We start from the raw sequence: 20483 nt of genomic DNA, 5'->3' as shown, positions 1-20483 counted from the left end.
ACTGTCGCCTTTGTTCAGAAGCCTTGGAACAGCATGTCGAGTGCCGCGACGATGTCGTCGTGGTGCCTCATCAGGTTCAGTCGACTTTCGCCTAATTCACTGGCCGGAACGGTGGCAATCAGGTGTGTTGCCATAACCAGCTTTCGGCCGTTGATCTCGAAGATCGGATGAAGCTTTCGCATCGGCGGCGGCACCGTTGCGACCGGCAGAAGCGGAACGACTACCCGCGTCTTGAAATTGTCGAGCAGTTCGGACTGGACGTCGAGCAAGTAGCTGCCTTCGATGCGACCGGCGAAGACATCATAGCGGGGCATCAGAACTGCCGGTACTCTTCCAGCGGAATGCCGTGCTTCTCGATATAGTCGTTCCACGCATCTATCGTGGCGCGGTTCTCAAGCTTCCACAGCCGCGTTTTTTCAGCAGCCACCGCCTCCGCGATGCCTGCTTCCGCGGCGCGCGAGACATTCACGTCAAGCCCCTTGGCTTCCCTCATGAGGTTCGAATCGATCGACAGATTTGCTGGCTGACGGATCGCATTCAAGGCAACCTTGCGCATAGTAGCCTCCGTAACATGCGCATAATGTATGCGCATTTCCGTGTCACTGCAATAATCAGGCAATGCTGATTGCGGTGAAACTACCCCTCCATCTCTTCGCGCAGCATCTCCAGCTCCAGCCACTCTTCTTCAAGCGCGGCCAGCGTGGCGCGCTCCTTGTCGAGGGCGGCGATGGTCTTCTGGAAGGAGGCCGGATCGCGCTCGTAATAGGCCGGATCGGCGATGTTGTTCTCAAGTCTTGAGATCGATGCCGTCACGGCTTCGATTTTCTTAGGCAGGGATTCCAGCGCGAATTTCTGCTTGAACGACAGTTTCTTCGCCGGCCCCTTTGGCGCTGTGGCCTCGCTCTTGCTTGATGCGGGCGCTTCGCCGTTTTCGGCCCTCGCGCGCGCCTTGCGGTCATCCAGCCTGGTGCCGCCGCGCTGCGCCAGCATGTCGGAATAGCCGCCGGCATATTCGATCCAGCGGCCGTCACCGTCGGGCGCGATCAGGCTGGTCACTGTGCGGTCGAGGAAATCGCGGTCGTGGCTGACCAGGATGACCGTTCCGGCAAAACCGGCAACCAGTTCCTGCAGCAGTTCCAGCGTCTCCATGTCGAGATCGTTGGTCGGCTCATCCAGCACCAGAAGGTTTGCCGGCCGCGCCAGCACGCGCGCCAGCAAGAGCCGCGCCCGCTCACCGCCGGACAGCTCGCGCACCGGCGTGCGCGCCTGCTCCGGCTTGAACAGGAAATCCTTCATGTAGGAGACGACGTGGCGCTGCTCGCCATTGATGACGAGGTTTTCGCCGCGCCCGTCGGTGAGATATTGCGCCAGCGTCTCCTGCGGGTCGACCGCCTCGCGCTTCTGGTCGAGGGTGGCGATCTCCAGATTGGTGCCGAGCCGTACCGAGCCGGCGTCGGGCTTCATCTCGCCGGTCAGCATCTTCAACAGCGTCGTCTTGCCGGCGCCGTTCGGCCCGACCAGACCAACGCGGTCGCCGCGCTGGATGCGGGTTGAAAACCCCTTGACCACGGTGAGATCGCCAAAGCTCTTCTCGATGTTCTTGGCCTCGATCACCAGCTTACCGGATTCGGCGGCGTCGCTGGCCACCATGGTGGCCGACCCTTCGGCGCCGCGATGGCCGTGAAAACGCTGGCGCATCGTCTGCAATTCGCCGAGACGGCGCATGTTGCGCTTGCGCCGCGCCGTCACGCCGTAGCGCAGCCAGTGTTCCTCACGCACGATCTGGCGGCCGAGCTTGTGTTGCTCGCGCTCTTCTTCCTCCAGCACCAGGTCGCGCCATTCCTCGAAATGGCCAAATCCCTTGTCCAGGCGACGGGTCTGGCCGCGATCGAGCCAGATCGTGGCGCGCGACACGCGTTCGAGAAAGCGACGGTCGTGCGAGATGACGACGAGTGCGGAGGAGGTGCGGCTAAGCTCCTCTTCCAGCCATTCGATGACAGAGAGATCGAGATGGTTGGTCGGCTCATCGAGCAGCAGAATGTCGGGCTCGGGCGCCATGACGCGGGCAAGGGCGGCGCGCCTCGCCTCGCCGCCTGACAGATCGTTCGGCCGCTCTTCGCCCGACAGGCCGAGATGCTCCATCAGATAGCTGGCGCGGTAGGGATCGTCGGCGGGGCCTAGTCCTGCCTCGACATACGCGCGGACACTGGCAAAACCTTCCATGTCGGGCATCTGCGGCAGGTATCGAATGGTTGCCGAGGGCTGGCGGAACACCTCGCCGTCCTGCGGCTCGATCAGGCCGGCGGCGATCTTCAGCAGCGTCGACTTGCCTGATCCGTTGCGTCCGACCAATGCGATCTTGTCGCCGGCCGAAGCGGTCAAGGCGGCGCCATCGAGCAGCGGCGTACCGCCGAAGGTCAGTTTTATCCCGTCGAGGTTGAGAAGGGGCGGGGCCATGTCAGCTTTCAGGTAAGGGATAGGGATGAGCGAGCAGCATCGCGCTGCCATGGTCCAGCGCGATTTCGAGGTGGCCCATGACCTCGTTGGAAATGGTCAGCGACGAACCGAATGCCACCTTGACGTGATCGAGCGGCCATTTGGCACCGGTGACGGTCAGGCCGGCAAGCTCGGAAAAGCCGAGCACCGAAAACAGCGTGCGGTCGGTATAGTCGAAGCCAGCCGTTCCGTGCAACAGGGGAACGCCTTCCTGGGCGCCGCTTGTCAAAAGCACATCAGTCCCGGCCTCGGCCAGCCGCAGGGCAAGCGCCAGATGCTGGAAAGCGTGGTCGGCGCGCTTGCCGCCGAAGGCGCCGACGAGCACCAGGCTGGTCGCACCGCGCTCCAGTGCGGCGGCGACGGCCAGTTCGCCGTCGGTCTGGTCCTTTTCCGCCGGGAAGGTCCGGCGCGACACGGAAGCGAGATCGTCAGGCAGGTTGGCCGGCACCGAATCGAAATCACCCACCCACAGCTCCGGCACGAGACCCAGCAGCCGCGCATGGCCGATGCCAGCATCGGCGGCGATCACGCGGGAGCCTTCGACCTGGCGGTCGAGCCGTGGCGTGCGGATGAGATCGCCGCCAAGCAGGATGGTGAATGTGCTCATATCGTGTGGCCCTTACCAGCCCGGCACGGCAAACGGAAGGCGGCAAACTCCCACTTGCGTGGGGGATCGGCCCGGCCTATGTGTCGAAACGCTCTAACGGGGTGCCGGACGCGATCTTCGCGGACCGGCTGAGAGGCAATCTCGCCAACCCGCTGAACCTGATCCGGTTTGTACCGGCGGAGGGATTAGACGTTTCGGACAGTCCGACGCCTCAATTCCTTTCAACTCGAACGAAGGAGGCGCCGATGCGCACGCTTTTATACGCTCTTGTCTCAGCAATGGCCGTGGTCCTGTCCGGCCCGGCCTTGGCCAAGGACAAGCTCACCGTCTACACCTATGAGAGTTTCACCGCCGACTGGGGTCCGGGTCCCGTGGTGAAGAAGGAATTCGAGGCCGAATGCGGCTGCGATGTCGAGTTCGTCTCGGTCGCCGACGGCGTCGCGCTGCTCAACCGGGTCAAGCTGGAAGGCGCATCGACCAAGGCCGATATCGTGCTTGGCCTCGACACCAATCTCACCGCCGATGCCAAGGCGTCAGGCCTGTTCGCACCGCATGGCGCGGTGACCGACGTCAATGTGCCGGGCGGCTGGAGCGACAACACTTTCGTCCCCTTTGACTACGGCTATTTCGCCGTCGTCTACGACACCGAGAAGCTGAAGAGCCCACCGAAAAGCCTGAAAGAGCTGGTCGAAGGCAGTGCCGACGACAAGATCGTCATCCAGGATCCGCGCACCTCGACACCGGGCCTCGGCCTGCTTCTGTGGGTCAAGTCGGTCTATGGCGACAAGGCGCCGGAGGCCTGGGCCAAGCTCAAGGCGAAGGTGCTGACCGTGACGCCGGGCTGGAGCGAGGCCTATGGCCTGTTCACCAAGGGCGAGGCGCCGATGGTGTTGTCCTACACGACGTCGCCGGCCTACCACATGGTCGCCGAGAACACCGAGCGCTACCAGGCGGCCTCCTTCGAGGAGGGCGAATATCTGCAGATCGAGGTGGCGGGCATCACCACGGCGGGAGCCAAGAATCCGCTGGCGGCAAAGTTCATGGCCTTCATGACCGGGCCGAAATTCCAGGATGCCATTCCCGAGACCAACTGGATGTTCCCGGCAGGCAAGACCGACAAGCCGCTCAATCCGGCATTCGACAAACTGGTCAAGCCGACCAAAACCTTGCGGTTCAGCCCCGAGGAAGTCGCCGCCAACCGCAAGGCTTGGGTCGATGAATGGCTGGCGGTGATGAGCAAGTAGGCAGCGCGATGACGCCGGCGCATTCCACGAATTCCCGCGTCAGCGCCGGCATTATCGCGCTTGCTGTAATCGCGCTGCTGATCGGCGGTGCGTTTGCAGGCCTGCTTTTCGAGGGCGCTCACGATCTTTCGGGCGCATGGGCAGCCTTCGGCCCCTATCTGTTTCGCGTCATTCGCTTCACGCTCTGGCAAGCAGCGCTGTCGACGCTGCTTTCCGTCGGCCCGGCGCTGTTTGTGGCGCGCGCTCTGTCGCGGCATCCGCGCTTCTTTGGCCGCGCCTTCATCCTGCAGCTCTTCGCCGTACCGTTGGCGCTGCCGGCCATCGTTGCGGCCCTCGGCATCCTGGCGCTTTATGGCCGCGCCGGCTATTTCGCCGGCGTGCTCGCCATGATCGGCGGTGGAAGCTGGCCGGGGATCTATGGCCTGTCCGGCATTCTCGTCGCCCATGTCTTCTTCAACCTGCCGCTGGCGACGCGACTGTTTCTCGAGGCGCTGCAGACCATACCGTCCGATCAATGGCGGCTGGCGAGCCAGCTCGGCATGGCGGCGCAGCCGGCGTTCCGGCTGATCGAATGGCCAACGCTGCGTGCGGCATTGCCAGGGGTCGCCGGGCTGGTCTTCATGCTCTGCATCACATCCTTCACGATCGTGCTGATACTGGGCGGCGGGCCGGCCGCGACGACGCTGGAGGTCGGTATCTATCAGGCGCTTCGCTTCGATTTCGATCCCGCGCGCGCCGTCACGCTGACGCTGCTGCAGATCGCCTTGACCTTTGTCGTGGTGCTGGCGCTGACACGGCTTGGTGCCAATATGGTCGGCGACACCAACCTGCCAGTCGCGCAACGCCGCTATCTCTCGGTCAACGGGAGCGAAACCTGGTTGAACGCCATGCTCATCGTCCTGGCGCTGCTGTTCGTCGTCGGGCCGATGGCCGCCACGGTGATGGCCGGGCTCGGCGCCGATCTCGGCCGGCTGGCCGGTGAGGCCACTGTCCGGCAGGCGACGCTGACCAGCGTGGTGCTCGCGTACCTGTCGGCGCTGCTCTCAGTGACGCTGTCGCTGGCGCTGACCATGGCGCGGCGGGCCCTGGCGCTGAACCGCCGGACCGGCGCAAAGACACTGCTCGAACACGCCACCGATACAGGCGCCGGCTTTGTCCTGGTCGTGCCGCCGATCGTCGTCGGCGCCGGCTGGTTCCTGTTGCTGCGCCATGTCGGCGATGTCTTCGCCATTGCCCCGGTCATGGTCGTCACCGTCAATGCGGTGATGGCCATGCCGTTCGCCCTGCGCGCCATCCGTCCCGCCTATGATGCGGCCAGCGAGCGTCACGAGCGGCTGTGTGCACAGCTCGGCATTGCGGGCTGGAACCGGTTAATGCTGGTCGACTGGCCGTCGCTGCGGCGACCGCTCGCCACGGCTTTCGCTTTCGCCATGGCGCTGTCGCTCGGTGATCTCGGCGTCATTGCCTTGTTCGGCAGTGATTCCGTGCAGACATTGCCCTACCTTCTCCTGGCGCGGATGGGCAGCTACCGCACCGAGGACGCCGCCGGCCTGGCACTGCTGCTTGGCCTCGTCTGCCTCGCATTGATCGTGGCGGCGCACTGGCTGGGAAGAGAGAAGGTCCGGGATGCGTGACAGGGCGGCCAGCAGGCTTGAAAAGGGCGCTCCGGTGCGGCTGGATAACGTGTCGTTCAGCTATGGCGAAGCACCGCTGGTCTTCGACGTCGAGTTTGTCACGGCGAAGATCACCGCCATCATGGGGCCGAGCGGTTCGGGCAAGTCGACGCTGCTCAATCTGGTCGCCGGCTTCGAGACTCCGCAGTCCGGCCGCGTGCTGATCGGCGGTGCCGATGTCAGCGCCGAGCCAGCCTCAGTGAGGCCGGTGTCGATGGTGTTCCAGGAAAACAATCTCTTCGCCCATCTTTCCGTCGAGCAGAATGTCGGGCTCGGGCGCTCGCCATCCTTGCGGCTGACCGAGGCGGACCGCGCCGCGATCGCCGAGGCGCTTGCGCGCACCGGTCTTGCCGGCAAGGAGCGACGCCTGCCGCGCGAACTTTCCGGCGGGGAACGTCAGCGCGTCGCCCTGGCCCGGGTGCTGGTGCGCGATCGGCCTGTTCTGCTGCTCGACGAACCCTTCGCCTCGCTCGGTCCGGCGCTGCGCGACGACATGCTGGATCTGGTTGCCGCCGTTCATGCCGAGCGGGGCATGACGGTGCTGTTCGTCACCCACCAGCCCGAAGACGCCCGCCGTATCGGCGAACACATGGTGTTTCTGGACAATGGTTTGGTTGCCGCAACCGGCAAGGCGGATGATTTCTTTGCCGGGGCTGGTCCGGAAGCATTCCGGCGCTATATCGGCGCAGGTACCGGGGGTGCCGTATCACGAGATGTTGCCCGGAAGCGGACATAATTTACGGTCAAACCGGTTCCAGGCGATGTGGCGCTTGCTTGCCATGACTGGAGGAGTGTGGCTAGGTCCGCCCTACTGGTCCGGCACAGGACGTGATTTGCCTGCAGTATCCGCCGCTCGCCCCTGTGGGACGGGCAACGGATGCTGCAGCAGTTTGAGATATATAGCGCATGACACATTCCGAAGATCGCCCCCGATTTTCGTGATCATGCGCCGGGACCCGAAAGGAAGCCGTTCTGGCGATCGGCGCTAACACACTAGGAATGAAACCGCTGGCGCGCTTTCTTGCGCTGGCTGGCTTTGCCGTGGCGCTGGCGAGCTGCCAGATGCTCACGCCGCCGGCGGTTCAGGAATCCGGCTTCCAGCCATCCGACAAGCCGATCACCGTCGACAATGTCGGCGCCAACAACAAGCTCGCTGAATTGGCCAAGGCGCAGCATCCGCGCATCCTGGCGACCTATGGCGGCGAATATTCCGATCCCAAGCTTGAGCGCATGGTCGCCAAGGTGGTCGGCAATCTGACGGTGGTCTCGGCCAACCCGACGCAGACCTATCGCATCACCATCCTGAATTCGCCCAACGTCAACGCCTTCGCGCTGCCGGGTGGCTATCTCTACATCACACGCGGCCTGCTGGCACTGGCCAATGATTCGGCCGAGCTTGCCGCGGTCATCGCGCATGAGATGGGCCACGTCACGGCCAATCACGGCCTGCAGCGCCAGCAACTCGAGGCCGAGGAAGGCCTGGCGACCAAGGTGGTTTCCGACGTGCTCGGCGACAGCCCGACCGCCAAGGCGGCGCTGATCCGCGGCAAGCTGAGGCTGGCGCAATTCTCGCGCAACCAGGAGCTGGAAGCCGACGCCATCGGCATCAAATCGATCGGCGAAGCCGGCTACGATCCTTTCGCCGCCGGCCGCTTCCTGCAGTCGATGTCGGCCTATACCGATTTCCGTTCGATCAGCGGCGCCACCGATGCCAGCCTAGACTTCCTGGCCACGCACCCCAACACGCCGCAGCGCATCGATCTGGCGCAGCGCCATGCCCGTCAGTTCGGTGCGCCAGGCTTCGGCACGCGCGACCGCGATTCCTTCCTCGCCGGCATAGACGGCCTGCTCTATGGGGACACACCTGAGGAAGGCTATGTGCGCGGCGAAACCTTCCTGCATCCGGGCCTTGGCGTGTCCTTCTCGGTGCCGCAGGGCTTCATCATCGACAATTCGGCGGCGGCAGTGACCGCAACCGGTCCCGGTGACATGGCCATCCGCTTCGACGGCGTCTCGATCGACAAGAACCGCTCACTGACAGACTATATCCGCAGCGGCTGGGTGGCCGGTCTCGACGAGAGCACCGTCAAACAGGAAACCATCAACGGCAATGAGGCGGCGACCGCGCATGCGGGCGCCGAAGGCTGGCAGTTCGACATCGCTGTGATCCGCGCCGGTGGCCAGGTCTACCGGCTGCTGACCGCTGCTCCTTCGGCCAGCACCTCGCTGGACACAGTGGCGCGTTCGGTCAGCGGCTCGTTCCGGATCCTCAGCGCTGCCGAAAAGGCGGCTTTGAAGCCGCTGCATATCCGCGTGGTCACTGTCCAGCCAGGGCAGACGATGGGTTCTCTTTCGGCCCAGATGGTCGGCGTCGACCGCAAGCTCGACCTGTTTCGCGTGCTCAATGCGCTGTCGCCGGGGGCCGCGGTTTCGGCCGGCGACAAGGTCAAGATCGTCACTGACAAGTAAGATCGCGGTCTATCCGCGGGACGTCTGCTGCGGATCAGGCGGCGGTCGCCATGAACTCCGGGTTCTGCTTCAACAACGCGACCTTTAGCTTTTCCATGGCGCGGGCTTCGATCTGGCGGACACGTTCCTTGGAAATGCCGAGCGTCTCGCCGAGCGCTTCGAGTGTCGCGCCCTCGTCGTTCAACCGGCGTTCCTCGATGATCCTCAGCTCACGAGCGTTGAGCGCGCGAAGCGCCTCCCTCAGCCAGAGCGAGCGGCGCGCGACATCGATCTTGTCGCCGACGATCTCGTCGGGCAGCGGATCATCCGAGACCAGGAAATCCATGCGCTCGGTCGAACCCGCATCGTCGGCTATCGGCATGTTGAGGGAGGAGTCGGGCGCCGACAGCCGCGAATCCATCATCGCCACATCGGCTTCGGAGACGCCGAGCGCCTCCGACACTTCGCGATAGAGCGTTGCGTTGGACAGCGGCTCGGCGCCATTCGCCAGCCGCGCGCGAAGGCGTCGCAGGTTGAAGAACAGCGCCTTCTGCGCCGAGCTGGTGCCGCCGCGCACGATCGACCAGTTGCGCAGGATGTAGTCCTGCATCGAGGCGCGAATCCACCACGTCGCATAGGTAGAGAACCGCACCTCGCGCTCCGGCTCGAAGCGGGCGGCGGCCTCAAGCAGGCCGACATGACCCTCCTGGATCAGATCGCCGAGCGGCAGGCCGTAGTGGCGGAATTTCGAAGCCATGGAAATGACCAGCCGCATATGGGCGACGGTGATGCTGTGCAGAGCGTTCTGGTCGTTGTCCTCTTTCCAGAGCAATGCCAGCCTATGCTCCTCGTCACGTTCGAGGTAAGGGGCCCTCATTGCCGCGCGGACCATGATCCGTCCTGCCGTGTCTTCCATCATGAGGCGCTCCCTGGTTCAGGCGATGCGGATGACGTTGCAAACATGGCTGGCGCCCGGGTTGAAATGGCGGCGTCGTGCCCTAGAACAGCCAGAACGTGCCATGCACGGGAATGGTTCCCTGGCCGGCGTCGCGCCTGACACGCTGTCCAGACGGCTTCCGGGATAGTCTGGAATAGCGCCGACTCTCGTTGAAAACGGAATTTTGAGCATCTGATTTCAAGAACGGATTGTCTTTGAAATTTCATTCCTTATTTTCCTGCCTTGCATCTGCCAGTTTCCAGCGCTCAAACATGCCGGATATCCGGCCAAGGACGGGATCACAGAAAAATGAAATGGCTCAAGTCGCTCATCATCGCCGGAACGCTGCAGGCTCTGGCTGTCACCGCAGGCCATGCCGGCGCCAATCTCGACCAGATCAAGCAGGCCGGGATCATCAAGGTCGGCACGGAAGGCACCTATGCGCCATTCACCTATCATGACACTTCCGGCGCGCTGGTCGGCTTCGACGTCGAAATAGCCAAGGCGATCGCCGACAAGCTCGGCGTCAAGGCCGAGTTCCTCGAAGGCAAGTGGGATGGGCTGATCGCCGGTCTCGACGCCAATCGCTATGACGCCGTCATCAACGAAGTCGGCATCACCGACGCCCGCAAGGCCAAGTACGATTTCTCCGATCCCTACATTGCCTCCAAGGCAGTGCTGATCGTGCGCGGCGACAACACCGACATCAAGAGTTTCGCCGATCTCAAGGGCAAGAAGTCGGCACAGTCGCTGACCTCGAATTTCGGCAAGCTGGCCGAGACGAATGGCGCCGAGCTGGTCGGCACCGATGGCTTCGACCAGTCGATCCAGCTGCTTTTGACAGGCCGCGCCGACGCCACCATCAATGACAGCCTGTCATTCCTCGACTTCAAGAAGCACAAGCCCGACGCCAATGTGAAGATCGCCGCGCAAGAGGAAAACGCCGACTATTCCGGCGTCATCGTGCGCAAGGGCGATCCGGAACTGGTCGCGGCGATCAACAAGGCGCTGGCCGACATCAAGGCCGACGGCACCTACAAGAAGATCGCCGACACCTATTTCGGGCAGGACGTTTCGAAGTAATCTGGTGAGTGGGCCGGTCTCCGGCCCATGAGACTATCGAGCGGCGAGCCGTCTTTGACGGCCCGCCGCTCTTACCGTGATATGGCTGACGCATTCGCGCCTTGACGAAGCCACCACGACCACTTGGAGGGTCTTACGTGCCGCACTGGCTGCAACTGATGCTGGAGTCGCTGCCTTCGCTCCTGTGGGCGGCGCTGATCTTCACCGTGCCGCTGACGCTGTTGTCCTTCGTTCTTGGCTTGTCGGTCGGCCTGGGTGCCGCGCTCGCCCGGCTGTTCGGGGCGAAGCCGCTGGTTGCGTTTGTGCGCTTCTACGTCTGGATCTTCCGCGGCACGCCGCTCCTAGTGCAGTTGTTCCTGATCTTCTACGGCCTGCCGTCGGTCGGCATCCTGCTAGACGCCTTCACGGCGGCGTTGATCGGCTTCACGCTCAACATCGGCGCCTACACCTCGGAAATCATCCGCGCCGCCATAGGTTCGGTGCCGAAAGGCCAGTGGGAAGCCGCCTATTCGATCGGCATGACCTGGAGCCAGGCGATGCGGCGCACCATCCTGCCGCAGGCCGGCCGGGTCGCGGTGCCGCCGCTCTCCAACACCTTCATCTCGCTGGTCAAGGACACCTCGCTGGCCGCCGCCATCACCGTGCCGGAGATGTTCCAGGCGGCGCAGCGCATCGTCGCCACCACTTACGAGCCGCTGATCCTCTATGTCGAGGCAGCGATCCTCTATCTGGCGCTGAGTTCGGTGCTGTCGGCCTTGCAGACGCGGCTGGAAACCCGCCTCAACCGCTATGGCGGCTTCCTGGAGGCACGCTCATGATCGGCCTCGGCAACATCGAAAAGCGCTTCGGCGACAATCTCGTGCTGAAGGGCGTGACAGTCGCCATTGCCGAAGGCAGCGTCACGGCGCTGGTCGGCCCGTCAGGCGGGGGAAAAAGCACCCTTCTGCGCTGCATCAACCTCTTGGAGATCCCGACCTCGGGCACGGTGCGGATCGGCGATGAGACGCTCGAATTCCACCCGGGCGGCCGGGTTCCGGCCAGGGATATCCAGCGCTTGCGGCTGCAGACCGGCATGGTGTTCCAGAACTTCCAGCTGTTTCCGCATCGCACTGCGATCGAGAATGTCATGGAGGGGCTGGTGACGGTGCTGAAATGGCCGCCTGAGCGGGCGCGGGAGCGGGCGCTGGCTTTGCTGGAGAAGGTGGGCATGGCGCACAAGGCCGATGCCTGGCCGGCGACGCTGTCCGGCGGCCAGCAGCAGCGCGTGGCGATCGCCCGCGCCCTGGCGCCGTCGCCGAAAGTGCTGCTTTGCGACGAACCGACCTCGGCGCTCGACCCGGAACTGGCGCAAGAGGTGGTCGACGTGCTCGGCAAGCTCGCCAGCGAAGGCACGACCATGGTGATGGCGACGCATGATCTGCGCCTCGCCTCCAAGATCGCGCAGGAAGTGGTCTTCCTCGATGCCGGCGTTATCGTCGAGAAGGGGCCGGCCGCAGTGCTGTTCGGCAATCCTGAGCAGCAGCGGACCAAGCGCTTCATTGCGACTCTGAAGCAGGAGGCGATGAAGGAAGGCGGCGGCGAGGTGTAAGCGCTGCCTTCGGTTCAGCGCCACTTCCAGAAAGCAAAAAACCCGGCGCAAGGCCGGGTTTTCCATGAATTCAGAGGTGACGAAGGTCAGGCAGCTTCTTCCTGCTCGGCTTCTTCATTGTCGGCCTTGGCGCCACGCTTAGGGCCCTTGTTGAGGTTGACCTCGATCAGGCGCACGGCTTCGGTTTCCGACATGCGGTTGACGGCAGCGATCTCGCGGGCCATGCGATCGAGCGCCGCCTCGTAGAGCTGACGCTCGGAATAGGACTGCTCCGGCTGGTTGTCGGCGCGGTAGAGATCGCGCACAACTTCCGAAATCGAGATCAGGTCGCCGGAATTGATCTTCGCATCATATTCCTGGGCGCGGCGCGACCACATGGTGCGCTTGACGCGGGCGCGGCCCTGCACGACCTTCAGCGCGCGCTCGACATAATCCTCTTCCGACAGCTTGCGCATGCCGATGGAGGTCGCCTTGGCGACCGGCACCTTCAGGCGCATCTTGTCCTTCGAGAAGTCGATCACGAACAGTTCCAGCTTGTGTCCAGCAACTTCCTGCTCGTCGATCGAGACGATCTGGCCGACGCCATGCGCCGGATAGACGATGTATTCGCCAGTCTTGAAACCGTGACGCGCAGCGGTGGACTTCTTCTGCGGGGTGATCGTTGCCATTACGCCCTGAACTCCTTGTTGTGGTACCGGCGTCCTGCCGGCCCGAACTCGCTCGATCGGGGAAACCGATCGTTAGCCGCACAACAGATGACCCATCGGAAAAGCCGGGCCGGCAAACGCAACATTGCGGCCGCCTGGCCCCAGATCGCTCTGGTCCGGAATGGGATTTTCACCTTTCAGTGATTTTGGGCGTCTGCGCCATAAATCGACGTTGTGTCACCGGCATGTTTTGCTGATGTAACACAAAAAGTCGGAAGAATCAAGGTTTTGCTGCATACGCGAAGGCCACAACCCGGCGCCGGCTGTCAAGCCGGTTAATGTGACATGCCTCTTACCTAGCGTAATACCGGCCTTTGCGGCCGTGTTGTCAATCGCCTTCGCCGGGCTCTGCCGAGAAGTACTTCTCGAACTTGCCAGCCTCGCCGTCGAAGGATTTGGCGTCTGCCGGAGGCTCCTTCTTGGCGGTGATGTTGGGCCATTTATCGGCGTATTCGGTATTGACCTGCAGCCATTTGTCGAGGCCGGGCTCGGTGTCGGGCTTGATCGCGTCGGCCGGGCATTCCGGCTCGCAGACGCCGCAGTCGATGCACTCGTCGGGATGGATGACGAGCATGTTCTCGCCTTCGTAGAAACAGTCGACCGGACAGACCTCGATGCAGTCCATGTATTTGCATTTGATGCAATTGTCGGTCACGACATAGGTCATCGGTCGGCTCCGGGACGTCCCATTTTTGTTGGGCTTTTTCCGTCAGGTAACGCCTTTATCGGCCGCTTGCAAGGGTAGCCATTGCGGGAGGTGCCGGTGTTTCCGGAATGGAATTCCAGACGGCAGGCCCGGCGGAAGTCAGTCATGTTCCGCGCGGCGTCTTTTGCGGGGTTCAGTCTTTGCCTCAGGCGTGTCGCTATCCCAGAACCGCTGCGTGATTTTGGACGCCAGGCATCAATCTTCGCCGAGCAATCGGTCGGTCTGGCGGCGTTCCTTCTTGGTCGGGCGGCCGCTGCCGGCCTCGCGCAGCCCCGGAATTGCATCGGGAGGGGCTTCGCCCTTCGGCGCGGGCGGTGGCGACATATCCTCGTAGAGCGTGCGGGCCTCCTCGGCCGGGCCGCGTCGCGCACCGGCGCCGAGTACCTTCCAGATGAAGATGCGCCGCTCAAGCGTGATGGTCAGCACGTCGCCTGACTTGACCTGATCGGAGGCCTGCGCTGCTTTGTCGCGATTGATGCGAACCCGGCCGGACACGACCAGCTTTGCCGCCAGCGAGCGCGATTTCACGGCGCGCGAGAAGAACAGCCATTTGTCGATACGCTGGCGGCCTTCAGCAACCATCGAAGCGCCTAGAGCATGATGCCGAAAAGTGCGAAGCGGCTTTCGGACGACATCATGCTCTATCTCTTAAGTTTAGAGCGGATTCAGATTTCAGGTCGATTCGACCCGAAATCAGCCGGCTCTGGCCTACTTCTTCAGCTGGTCGCGCAGAGCAGCGAGCTTGGCGAAGGGCGAGTCCGGATCGAAGCGCACCGGGCGCTCCTCGCGCGGCTTCGGCTGGAAGGCGGGCTTGCCGCCTTGCGGACCACCCTTGCCATCCGGCCTGCCGCCCTTCCAGTCGGGACGGCCTTCGCGGCGGTCCGGACGCTCGCCTTGCGGCCGGCCGTCACGCCGCTGTTCGCCTTCGGTCTGCGGCTTGGGTTTGAACTTCGAGCGGTCGAAGCGCGCCTTGCCGGCTCCATCGCGCCGTCCTTCCTGGGCCGGACGCTCTCCGGATGCAGTTGCGGCCGCTGCGCCGGCGGCATCCGCAGGCGCATCGCTTCGGCCGCGCGCTTGTCCGTTGCGTGGACGATTGTTCCTGCGATTGTCGTCGCGGTTGCGCGGGCGCTGTTCGAAACGACCCTGGCGCCACAACAGGATGGGTTTTGGCGTTTCGGCTTCCGGAGCGGGTTCGCCGGCAGCTGCTTCAGCCACCGCTGCAGGCTCTTCCGGCGCGGCGTCCGTTGCGGGCGCGGCATCCGACACCAGCTCGGCCGGTGCGGCTTCCTCTGCCGCCGCGGCTTCAGCCTCTGCCTGCGGTTCAACCAGTGCCGGTTCTGCGGCTTCGGCCGCAGCCTCGGCTACCGGCGCTTCGTCCTGAGCGGTTTCGATCGGAGCGTCCGCCTGTTCGACTGCAGGCACAGCAGATTCCGCCGCGGCGTCCGCGATGATATCGGCGGGGATTTCGACCGCCGCTTCCGAAAGGGCCACTCTGTCCGATGCCGGCTCCGACCCTTCGACTGATGCCTCTGCTGCGGCATCCGTGGTCGCGGCTTCGACCGCTTTGGCCTGCTCGGCTCGTGCAGCCTCTTCCGCCGCAAGCTTCGCCACCGCTGCTTCGCGCGCGGCATTGTCCTGTGCTTCGAGCCGCGCCTTGACCTCGACGGCCGACTTCGGCTCGGCACGGTAGCCGAGACCTTTGAGGATCTCTTCCATGTCGTCCGCAGTGGCGCCGAGGATCGACATCATCGGCGGCGTCACCATGAAGGACTGGCCGTCATAGGCGCCGTCCGGGCGCTGGCCGAGGCCGGGCTTCCAGTTGGTCGCCGGGCGGATCAGGTCGGCCAGCCGTTCAAGGATGTCGATGCGCACGGCGCGGCGGCCGAGATTGCGGTAGCCGGCGAGCTTGTAGAAGGTCTTGTCGAAGGCCGGGTCGATGACCACCGAAGTCCGGCCGGAGGCGAGCGCATGGACCACGTCGCCAAAACCTGGCTTGTCCTTGCCGTCATTCTTCAGCGCCCACAGAAGCGTCACCAGTCCGGCAGGCGCCGGCTTGATCAGCGCCGGCACGAAGACATGGTAGGCGCCGAAGCGCACGCCGAGCCGGCGGAGTGCGGCGCGGCCTTCCTGGTCGAGCGACTTCATCTCCTCGGCGATGTCGCGGCGGTTTATGAGACCGAAATTCTCGACCAGCTGGAAGGCGATGCCACGGCCGATGCCGGAAATCTGGTCGGCATTCCTGAGGTCGACCAGCGGCTTCAGCAGCGACTCGATCTGGAAATTGACGAAACGCTCGGCACGCGCGGCGACCTTGTCGCGCGCCGGGCCGGTCAGTTGCTCGTCGGCCAGCAGCACCAGGCGCGGCTTCAGCGCGTCTTCGCCTGATACCAGTGTACCGATCGGCGCGCCGATCCAGCGCAGCGTGCCGTCCGAGCCAAGCGCGATGTCGCCATTGGCCGAGGCGCCGAAACGTTCGGCACGCGCCTCGAACTCGGCGGCCAGCGCCTTCTGGGCGGCGGTGCGCACCGCCTTGGCGTCTTCGCCGCCGGCGGTCTGGTCGGCGGTGAAGCGGAACCCTTGCAACTCGCCGACATGGTGGCCTTCGACAAGGACGGTTCCGGTAGGACTAATTTCGGCTTCAGGCATGGTATTTTCTCTAAGGCGCCGCATGAGGACGGAAGTCCTGCGGTCTACGAAGCGTTTCGTCAACCGCTCATGCAGCGCATCCGACAATCTGTCTTCGATTTCGCGCGTCTTTTCCTGCCAGTGTGCCTGATCGGCCAGCCAACCGGGCCGGTTCGACACGAATGTCCAGGTGCGGATCTGGGCAATGCGATGCGACAGCGTGTCGATATCGCCCTCGGTGGTGTCGGCGCGGCGCACCTGCTCGGCCATGTAATTCTCGTCGACATGGCCGTGGCGTGCGAGGTCCGTGTAGATCGAGGCAATGAGGTCGGCATGCTGGGCCGGCGCGATCTTGCGGTAGTCGGGCAGCGCGCAGGCTTCCCACAACAGCGCCACGCGCTTGGCATTGGTGGCGAGTGCACGGATGTCCTCGTCGCGCGACAGATGCTCGAGCGCCTGTGCGTCGACGGCAGGCAATGCCCGCGTCAGTCCCTCGACCGGGGCGTTGGTCTCGATCGAGCGCTTCAGAGCGTCGAGGCTGGCAAAGTCGAAATGCGCGGTGCGCCACTGCAGCACCTTCACCGGATCGAAATCATGGCTTTCGATCTTCTTGATCAGCTCCTCGTCCAGCGGGTCGACCTGGCCGGTGACGCCGAAGGTGCCGTCGCGCAGATGTCGGCCGGCGCGGCCGGCGATCTGGCCAAGCTCGGCCGCCGTCAGGTTGCGGTACTGGAAGCCATCGAACTTGCGGTTCTGGGCGAAGGCGACGTGGTCGAGATCGAGGTTGAGGCCCATGCCGATGGCGTCGGTGGCTATGAGATAGTCGACATCGCCGGACTGGAACAGCGCCACCTGGGCGTTGCGGGTGCGCGGCGAGAGCGCGCCGAGCACGACGGCGGCACCGCCTTGCTGGCGGCGGATGAGTTCGGCGATTGCGTAGACCTCGTCGGCGGAGAAGGCGACGATTGCCGTGCGTCGCGGCAGGCGGGTCAGCTTCTTGGAGCCGGCATAGGCAAGATGCGACAGCCTCGGCCGCGTCACCACCGAGACACCCCTCAGCAGGCGCTGCAGGATGCCGTGCATGGTGGCCGCACCCAGCAGCAACGTTTCCTGGCGGCCGCGCAGATGCAGGATGCGGTCCGTGAAGATGTGGCCGCGCTCGAGGTCGCCGGCGAGCTGCACCTCGTCGATGGCGACGAAGGCGGCGTCGGTCTCGCGCGGCATGGCCTCGACGGTGCAGACCGAATATTTGGCGCCGGCAGGCTGGATCTTTTCCTCGCCGGTGACCAACGCGACCTTGTGGGCGCCGACCTTTTCGCAGACGCGGGCGTAGACCTCACGTGCCAGCAACCTGAGCGGCAGGCCGATGATGCCGCTCTCGTGAGCCACCATGCGTTCGATGGCGAGATGAGTCTTGCCGGTGTTGGTCGGCCCCAGCACGGCGGTCACGTCGCGGCCCGACAGGATCAGCGGCTCGGTGTGTTTGGGCTGGATGTTCATTAACCTAGAATAAGGCTTCTGGGACCTGGAAATAAGGCTTCTGGCCTCTGGTTGTCGGGAGCGTGCCTCAAAGTGGCGCGTATGACAGGCGACACATAGGGATTTCGGGCGCGAAGCGAAAGCGGAATGTTCCGCTGACGGCCAGAAGGTGGTTTTGTCAAGCTCTCAACCGGCTGCGAATTAACAGATAGAACGAGTCTGGAACGAATCAGCGACGAATCAGTGACTCCTGCAGATTCAGCTTTTGTTCACGGCTACATGTGGATTTTGCGACCGCGGGTCTCACCACATGCTGAATCGCTGAACTGGCCCGTTTCATGCTAAGAGGGCCTTGCCGTTAATCTTTGCCGATGAACGATCTAGTGGCTTGGCGTGCCTCAGCCAAGATTATGAAATTGTTGACCTTTCTTAACCCGCGTTAAGGAATTGGCAGGCGATTCCGGCTGTCGCCGTTAACGTTCCGCTCAAAGCCGGAACGAATCGGCGACGAATCAGCGATGTCAGAATTTTCTTGGTTTGTTCACCCCAATATCTTGTGTTGTGAACAGCTTATCCACCTAGAATCCACAGGTTACGAAGTAGCTTTCGCACAGGGCAGCGGGTGGCTGTTAACCTCTGCGTGCCGGATTGGGTCACGTCGAAAAGACTGACCGGCAACGAAAGACGGGCCGGGTGTGCCGGCCCGTCGATCTCTCCGCCTACGCCGCCGCGTCGTCAGGCGAAGTATTGGCCGCCATTGGCTGTGATGGTCGAGCCGGTGATGAAGCCGGCATCTTCGGATGCGAGGAAGACGACGCAGCGCGCGATTTCTTCGGGTTCGCCGAGCCGGCCGACAGGGATCTGCGGAATGATGCGCTCGTTGAGCACCTTCTCGTCGATTGCCTTGACCATCTCGGTGGCGATGTAGCCGGGGCAGATGACGTTGACGGTGATGCCGGCGCGAGCCCCCTCCTGAGCGAGAGCTTTGCTGAAACCGATGTCGCCGGCCTTGGCGGCGGAATAGTTGACCTGGCCGGCCTGGCCTTTCTGGCCGTTGATCGAGGAGATGGTGATGACGCGGCCGAACTTGCGGTCGCGCATGCCGCTCCACAGCGGATGCGTCATGTTGAAGACGCCGGACAGGTTGGTGTCGATGACCTCTTTCCACTGCTCGCGGGTGATCTTGTGGAACATGGCGTCACGGGTGATGCCGGCATTGTTGACCAGCACCGAGACCGGGCCGAGATCGGCCTCGACTTGGCTGATGCCGGCGGCGCAGGCATCATAGTCGGCCACCGACCATTTGTAGACCGGAATGCCGGTCTCGGCGTTGAATTTCGCCGCCGCTTCGTCATTGCCGGCATAGTTCGCGGCAACCGAATAGCCGACGGTCTTCAACGCGATCGAGATCGCCGCGCCGATACCGCGCGATCCGCCTGTGACGATTGCTACCTTGGTCATATGCGCTCCTCCCTTTTTGGAGCGAATAGGGAGTAGCGAATAGCGGGTAGGGATTGATGTCCCGTTGCGCTGACGCCATTCTTCCCTATTCGCTACTCCCTATTCGCTATTCACTTCTCTTTAGAGCGCTTCCACGCACATGGCGACGCCCATGCCGCCGCCAATGCATAGGGTGGCCAGCCCCTTCTTGGCGCCGCGCCGGCGCATTTCGAAGACCAGCGTGTTGAAAACCCGGGCGCCTGAAGCGCCGATCGGGTGGCCGATGGCGATGGCGCCGCCATTGACGTTGACGATCGAGGGATCCCAGCCCATGTCCTTGTTGACGGCGCAGGCCTGGGCGGCAAAGGCCTCGTTGGCCTCGACCAGGTCGAGATCGCCGACCGACCAGCCGGCCTTTTCCAAGGCCTTGCGCGAGGCGGGAATAGGCCCGGTGCCCATGATCTGCGGATCGACGCCGGCGGTAGCCCAGGACACGATGCGCGCCAGCGGGGTGATGCCGCGCCTCACCGCTTCCGCTTCGCTCATCAGCAACGCGCCGGCGGCGCCGTCATTGATGCCGGAGGCGTTGGCGGCGGTCACCGTGCCGTCCTTGTCGAAGGCCGGCTTCAGCTTGGTCATGGCGTCGATCGTGGCGCCGTGGCGGATGTATTCGTCCTGGTCGACAATGGTGTCGCCCTTCTTGCCCTTGAGGGTGACGGCGACGATCTCGTCCTTGAACTTGCCGGCCTTCTGCGCGGCCTCGGCCTTGTTCTGCGAGGCCAACGCGAACTGGTCCTGATCGTCGCGGGTGATCTGGAACTGACGTGCGACGTTTTCGGCGGTGTTGCCCATGTGATAGCCGTTGAAGGCATCCCACAGCCCGTCCTTGATCATGGTGTCGATCAGCTTGAAGTCGCCCATCTTGACGCCGGCGCGCAGGTGCTGGGCATGCGTCGAAAGCGACATCGATTCCTGGCCGCCGGCGATGATCACCTTGGCATCGCCGGTGGCGATCTGCTGCATGCCGAGTGCAATGGCGCGCAGGCCCGAGCCGCAAACCTGATTGAGGCCCCAGGCGGTGGTCTCCTTGGGCAAGCCGGCATTGATCGATGCCTGGCGGGCCGGGTTCTGACCCTGAGCGGCGGTCAGCACCTGACCGAGGATGACCTCGTCGACCTCGCCTGGTTCGACACCGGCACGCGATAGCAATTCCCTGATGACGACGGCACCGAGCTCATGCGCGGGGGTGGCGGCGAAGGCGCCGTTGAAGGAGCCGACCGGCGTGCGCGCCGCACTGGCAATGACGATGGAAGCGGACATTTTCTTCTCCAGACTTCAAGGGTGTTGTTCTGTCGTTGAGGACTTTTCTTGCCCTTTCCCAACCCCAAGTCAAACCGGAAATGGGCATGGCGCCCATCCGCGGCAAGCAGGTCATGCCTTGCCATGGCGG

The 20483-nt window shown here is 63.6% G+C and carries 18 protein-coding genes and 1 riboswitch; of the genes, 7 read left to right on the top strand and 11 right to left on the bottom strand.

Features of this window, described 5'->3' with window-relative positions:
- Positions 1 to 14 precede the first annotated feature (14 nt).
- The 4 genes from ASD99_RS26045 to ASD99_RS26030 form a co-directional block, all read right to left on the bottom strand.
- Complete coding sequence (locus ASD99_RS26045) at positions 15 to 314, bottom strand: CcdB family protein (RefSeq protein WP_057145350.1); 300 nt, start codon at positions 312 to 314, stop codon at positions 15 to 17.
- A complete protein-coding gene (locus tag ASD99_RS26040) occupies positions 314 to 556 on the bottom strand; it encodes a type II toxin-antitoxin system CcdA family antitoxin (RefSeq protein ID WP_056586525.1) in 243 nt (80 codons plus the stop codon). Before ASD99_RS26040 ends, ASD99_RS26045 begins: the two co-directional genes overlap by 1 nt.
- A gap of 80 nt (positions 557 to 636) precedes the next feature.
- Entirely contained in the window at positions 637 to 2457 is a 1821-nt protein-coding gene (locus ASD99_RS26035) for an ABC-F family ATP-binding cassette domain-containing protein (protein ID WP_057145349.1), read from the bottom strand.
- A 1-nt stretch (position 2458) separates the two neighbouring features.
- Positions 2459 to 3103: a thiamine diphosphokinase gene (locus ASD99_RS26030; protein ID WP_057145348.1), complete on the bottom strand. Its 645-nt coding sequence runs from the start codon at positions 3101 to 3103 to the stop codon at positions 2459 to 2461.
- Positions 3104 to 3190: 87 nt separating this feature from the next.
- Positions 3191 to 3305, top strand: a riboswitch (TPP riboswitch).
- 43 nt (positions 3306 to 3348) lie between these two features.
- Between ASD99_RS26030 and thiB the strand changes: the two genes are divergently transcribed.
- The 4 genes from thiB to ASD99_RS26010 all read left to right on the top strand — a co-directional run bounded on the left by thiB (position 3349) and on the right by ASD99_RS26010 (position 8489).
- Entirely contained in the window at positions 3349 to 4347 is a 999-nt protein-coding gene (gene thiB / locus ASD99_RS26025) for a thiamine ABC transporter substrate binding subunit (RefSeq protein WP_057145347.1), read from the top strand.
- 8 nt (positions 4348 to 4355) lie between these two features.
- Positions 4356 to 5981 (top strand): thiamine/thiamine pyrophosphate ABC transporter permease, encoded by a 1626-nt coding sequence (thiP, locus tag ASD99_RS26020; protein WP_057145346.1) that lies wholly within the window; start codon positions 4356 to 4358, stop codon positions 5979 to 5981.
- Complete coding sequence (gene thiQ / locus ASD99_RS26015) at positions 5974 to 6756, top strand: thiamine ABC transporter ATP-binding protein (protein ID WP_057145345.1); 783 nt, start codon at positions 5974 to 5976, stop codon at positions 6754 to 6756. The genes thiP and thiQ overlap by 8 nt, the downstream gene beginning before the upstream one ends.
- Positions 6757 to 7019: 263 nt before the next feature.
- Entirely contained in the window at positions 7020 to 8489 is a 1470-nt protein-coding gene (locus ASD99_RS26010; RefSeq protein ID WP_057145344.1) for a M48 family metalloprotease, read from the top strand.
- Between the two features lie 34 nt (positions 8490 to 8523).
- On the opposite strand, the gene ASD99_RS26005 is transcribed toward ASD99_RS26010, so the two are convergent.
- Positions 8524 to 9387 (bottom strand): RNA polymerase factor sigma-32, encoded by an 864-nt coding sequence (locus ASD99_RS26005; RefSeq protein ID WP_056586546.1) that lies wholly within the window; start codon positions 9385 to 9387, stop codon positions 8524 to 8526.
- Positions 9388 to 9714: 327 nt separating this feature from the next.
- On the opposite strand from ASD99_RS26005, the gene ASD99_RS26000 reads away from it, so the two are divergent.
- From ASD99_RS26000 to ASD99_RS25990, 3 genes are all read left to right on the top strand, one after another.
- On the top strand, positions 9715 to 10488 hold the full coding sequence (locus ASD99_RS26000) for an amino acid ABC transporter substrate-binding protein (protein WP_056586549.1): 774 nt from the start codon (positions 9715 to 9717) through the stop codon (positions 10486 to 10488).
- 137 nt (positions 10489 to 10625) lie between these two features.
- On the top strand, positions 10626 to 11306 hold the full coding sequence (locus tag ASD99_RS25995; RefSeq protein ID WP_057145343.1) for an amino acid ABC transporter permease: 681 nt from the start codon (positions 10626 to 10628) through the stop codon (positions 11304 to 11306).
- A complete protein-coding gene (locus ASD99_RS25990) occupies positions 11303 to 12076 on the top strand; it encodes an amino acid ABC transporter ATP-binding protein (RefSeq protein WP_057145342.1) in 774 nt (257 codons plus the stop codon). The genes ASD99_RS25995 and ASD99_RS25990 overlap by 4 nt, the downstream gene beginning before the upstream one ends.
- An 86-nt stretch (positions 12077 to 12162) precedes the next feature.
- On the opposite strand, the gene ASD99_RS25985 is transcribed toward ASD99_RS25990, so the two are convergent.
- The 6 genes from ASD99_RS25985 to ASD99_RS25960 all read right to left on the bottom strand — a co-directional run bounded on the left by ASD99_RS25985 (position 12163) and on the right by ASD99_RS25960 (position 20353).
- Positions 12163 to 12744 carry a CarD family transcriptional regulator gene (locus tag ASD99_RS25985; RefSeq protein ID WP_013529179.1) on the bottom strand — a complete coding sequence of 194 codons (582 nt, stop codon included), beginning with the start codon at positions 12742 to 12744 and terminating at the stop codon, positions 12163 to 12165.
- A gap of 367 nt (positions 12745 to 13111) precedes the next feature.
- The gene (gene fdxA / locus ASD99_RS25980) at positions 13112 to 13450 is read right to left on the bottom strand and encodes a ferredoxin FdxA (RefSeq protein ID WP_023699302.1); all 339 of its coding nucleotides are present in this window, start codon (positions 13448 to 13450) and stop codon (positions 13112 to 13114) included.
- 234 nt (positions 13451 to 13684) lie between these two features.
- The gene (locus ASD99_RS25975) at positions 13685 to 14071 is read right to left on the bottom strand and encodes an RNA-binding S4 domain-containing protein (RefSeq protein WP_057145341.1); all 387 of its coding nucleotides are present in this window, start codon (positions 14069 to 14071) and stop codon (positions 13685 to 13687) included.
- Between the two features lie 126 nt (positions 14072 to 14197).
- Entirely contained in the window at positions 14198 to 17614 is a 3417-nt protein-coding gene (locus tag ASD99_RS25970; RefSeq protein ID WP_057145340.1) for a helicase-related protein, read from the bottom strand.
- Between the two features lie 714 nt (positions 17615 to 18328).
- Positions 18329 to 19054 (bottom strand): acetoacetyl-CoA reductase, encoded by a 726-nt coding sequence (gene phbB, locus ASD99_RS25965; RefSeq protein WP_056586565.1) that lies wholly within the window; start codon positions 19052 to 19054, stop codon positions 18329 to 18331.
- A gap of 120 nt (positions 19055 to 19174) precedes the next feature.
- Positions 19175 to 20353: an acetyl-CoA C-acetyltransferase gene (locus ASD99_RS25960; protein WP_057145339.1), complete on the bottom strand. Its 1179-nt coding sequence runs from the start codon at positions 20351 to 20353 to the stop codon at positions 19175 to 19177.
- Between the last annotated feature and the right edge of the window lie 130 nt (positions 20354 to 20483).

The organism is Mesorhizobium sp. Root695, from assembly GCF_001428185.1.
Classification (GTDB): Bacteria; Pseudomonadota; Alphaproteobacteria; order Rhizobiales; family Rhizobiaceae; genus Mesorhizobium.
Note: the sequence above shows the minus strand (reverse complement) of the source record. Positions and strands in the feature narration are given on the sequence as shown.

Coding starts and splice junctions, on each gene's coding strand:
- ASD99_RS26045 (WP_057145350.1), bottom strand. CDS start 314: ATGCCCCGCTATGATGTCTTCGCCGGTCGCATCGAAGGCAGCTACTTG.
- ASD99_RS26040 (WP_056586525.1), bottom strand. CDS start 556: ATGCGCAAGGTTGCCTTGAATGCGATCCGTCAGCCAGCAAATCTGTCG.
- ASD99_RS26035 (WP_057145349.1), bottom strand. CDS start 2,457: ATGGCCCCGCCCCTTCTCAACCTCGACGGGATAAAACTGACCTTCGGC.
- ASD99_RS26030 (WP_057145348.1), bottom strand. CDS start 3,103: ATGAGCACATTCACCATCCTGCTTGGCGGCGATCTCATCCGCACGCCA.
- thiB (WP_057145347.1), top strand. CDS start 3,349: ATGCGCACGCTTTTATACGCTCTTGTCTCAGCAATGGCCGTGGTCCTG.
- thiP (WP_057145346.1), top strand. CDS start 4,356: ATGACGCCGGCGCATTCCACGAATTCCCGCGTCAGCGCCGGCATTATC.
- thiQ (WP_057145345.1), top strand. CDS start 5,974: ATGCGTGACAGGGCGGCCAGCAGGCTTGAAAAGGGCGCTCCGGTGCGG.
- ASD99_RS26010 (WP_057145344.1), top strand. CDS start 7,020: ATGAAACCGCTGGCGCGCTTTCTTGCGCTGGCTGGCTTTGCCGTGGCG.
- ASD99_RS26005 (WP_056586546.1), bottom strand. CDS start 9,387: ATGATGGAAGACACGGCAGGACGGATCATGGTCCGCGCGGCAATGAGG.
- ASD99_RS26000 (WP_056586549.1), top strand. CDS start 9,715: ATGAAATGGCTCAAGTCGCTCATCATCGCCGGAACGCTGCAGGCTCTG.
- ASD99_RS25990 (WP_057145342.1), top strand. CDS start 11,303: ATGATCGGCCTCGGCAACATCGAAAAGCGCTTCGGCGACAATCTCGTG.
- ASD99_RS25985 (WP_013529179.1), bottom strand. CDS start 12,744: ATGGCAACGATCACCCCGCAGAAGAAGTCCACCGCTGCGCGTCACGGT.
- fdxA (WP_023699302.1), bottom strand. CDS start 13,450: ATGACCTATGTCGTGACCGACAATTGCATCAAATGCAAATACATGGAC.
- ASD99_RS25975 (WP_057145341.1), bottom strand. CDS start 14,071: ATGGTTGCTGAAGGCCGCCAGCGTATCGACAAATGGCTGTTCTTCTCG.
- ASD99_RS25970 (WP_057145340.1), bottom strand. CDS start 17,614: ATGAACATCCAGCCCAAACACACCGAGCCGCTGATCCTGTCGGGCCGC.
- phbB (WP_056586565.1), bottom strand. CDS start 19,054: ATGACCAAGGTAGCAATCGTCACAGGCGGATCGCGCGGTATCGGCGCG.
- ASD99_RS25960 (WP_057145339.1), bottom strand. CDS start 20,353: ATGTCCGCTTCCATCGTCATTGCCAGTGCGGCGCGCACGCCGGTCGGC.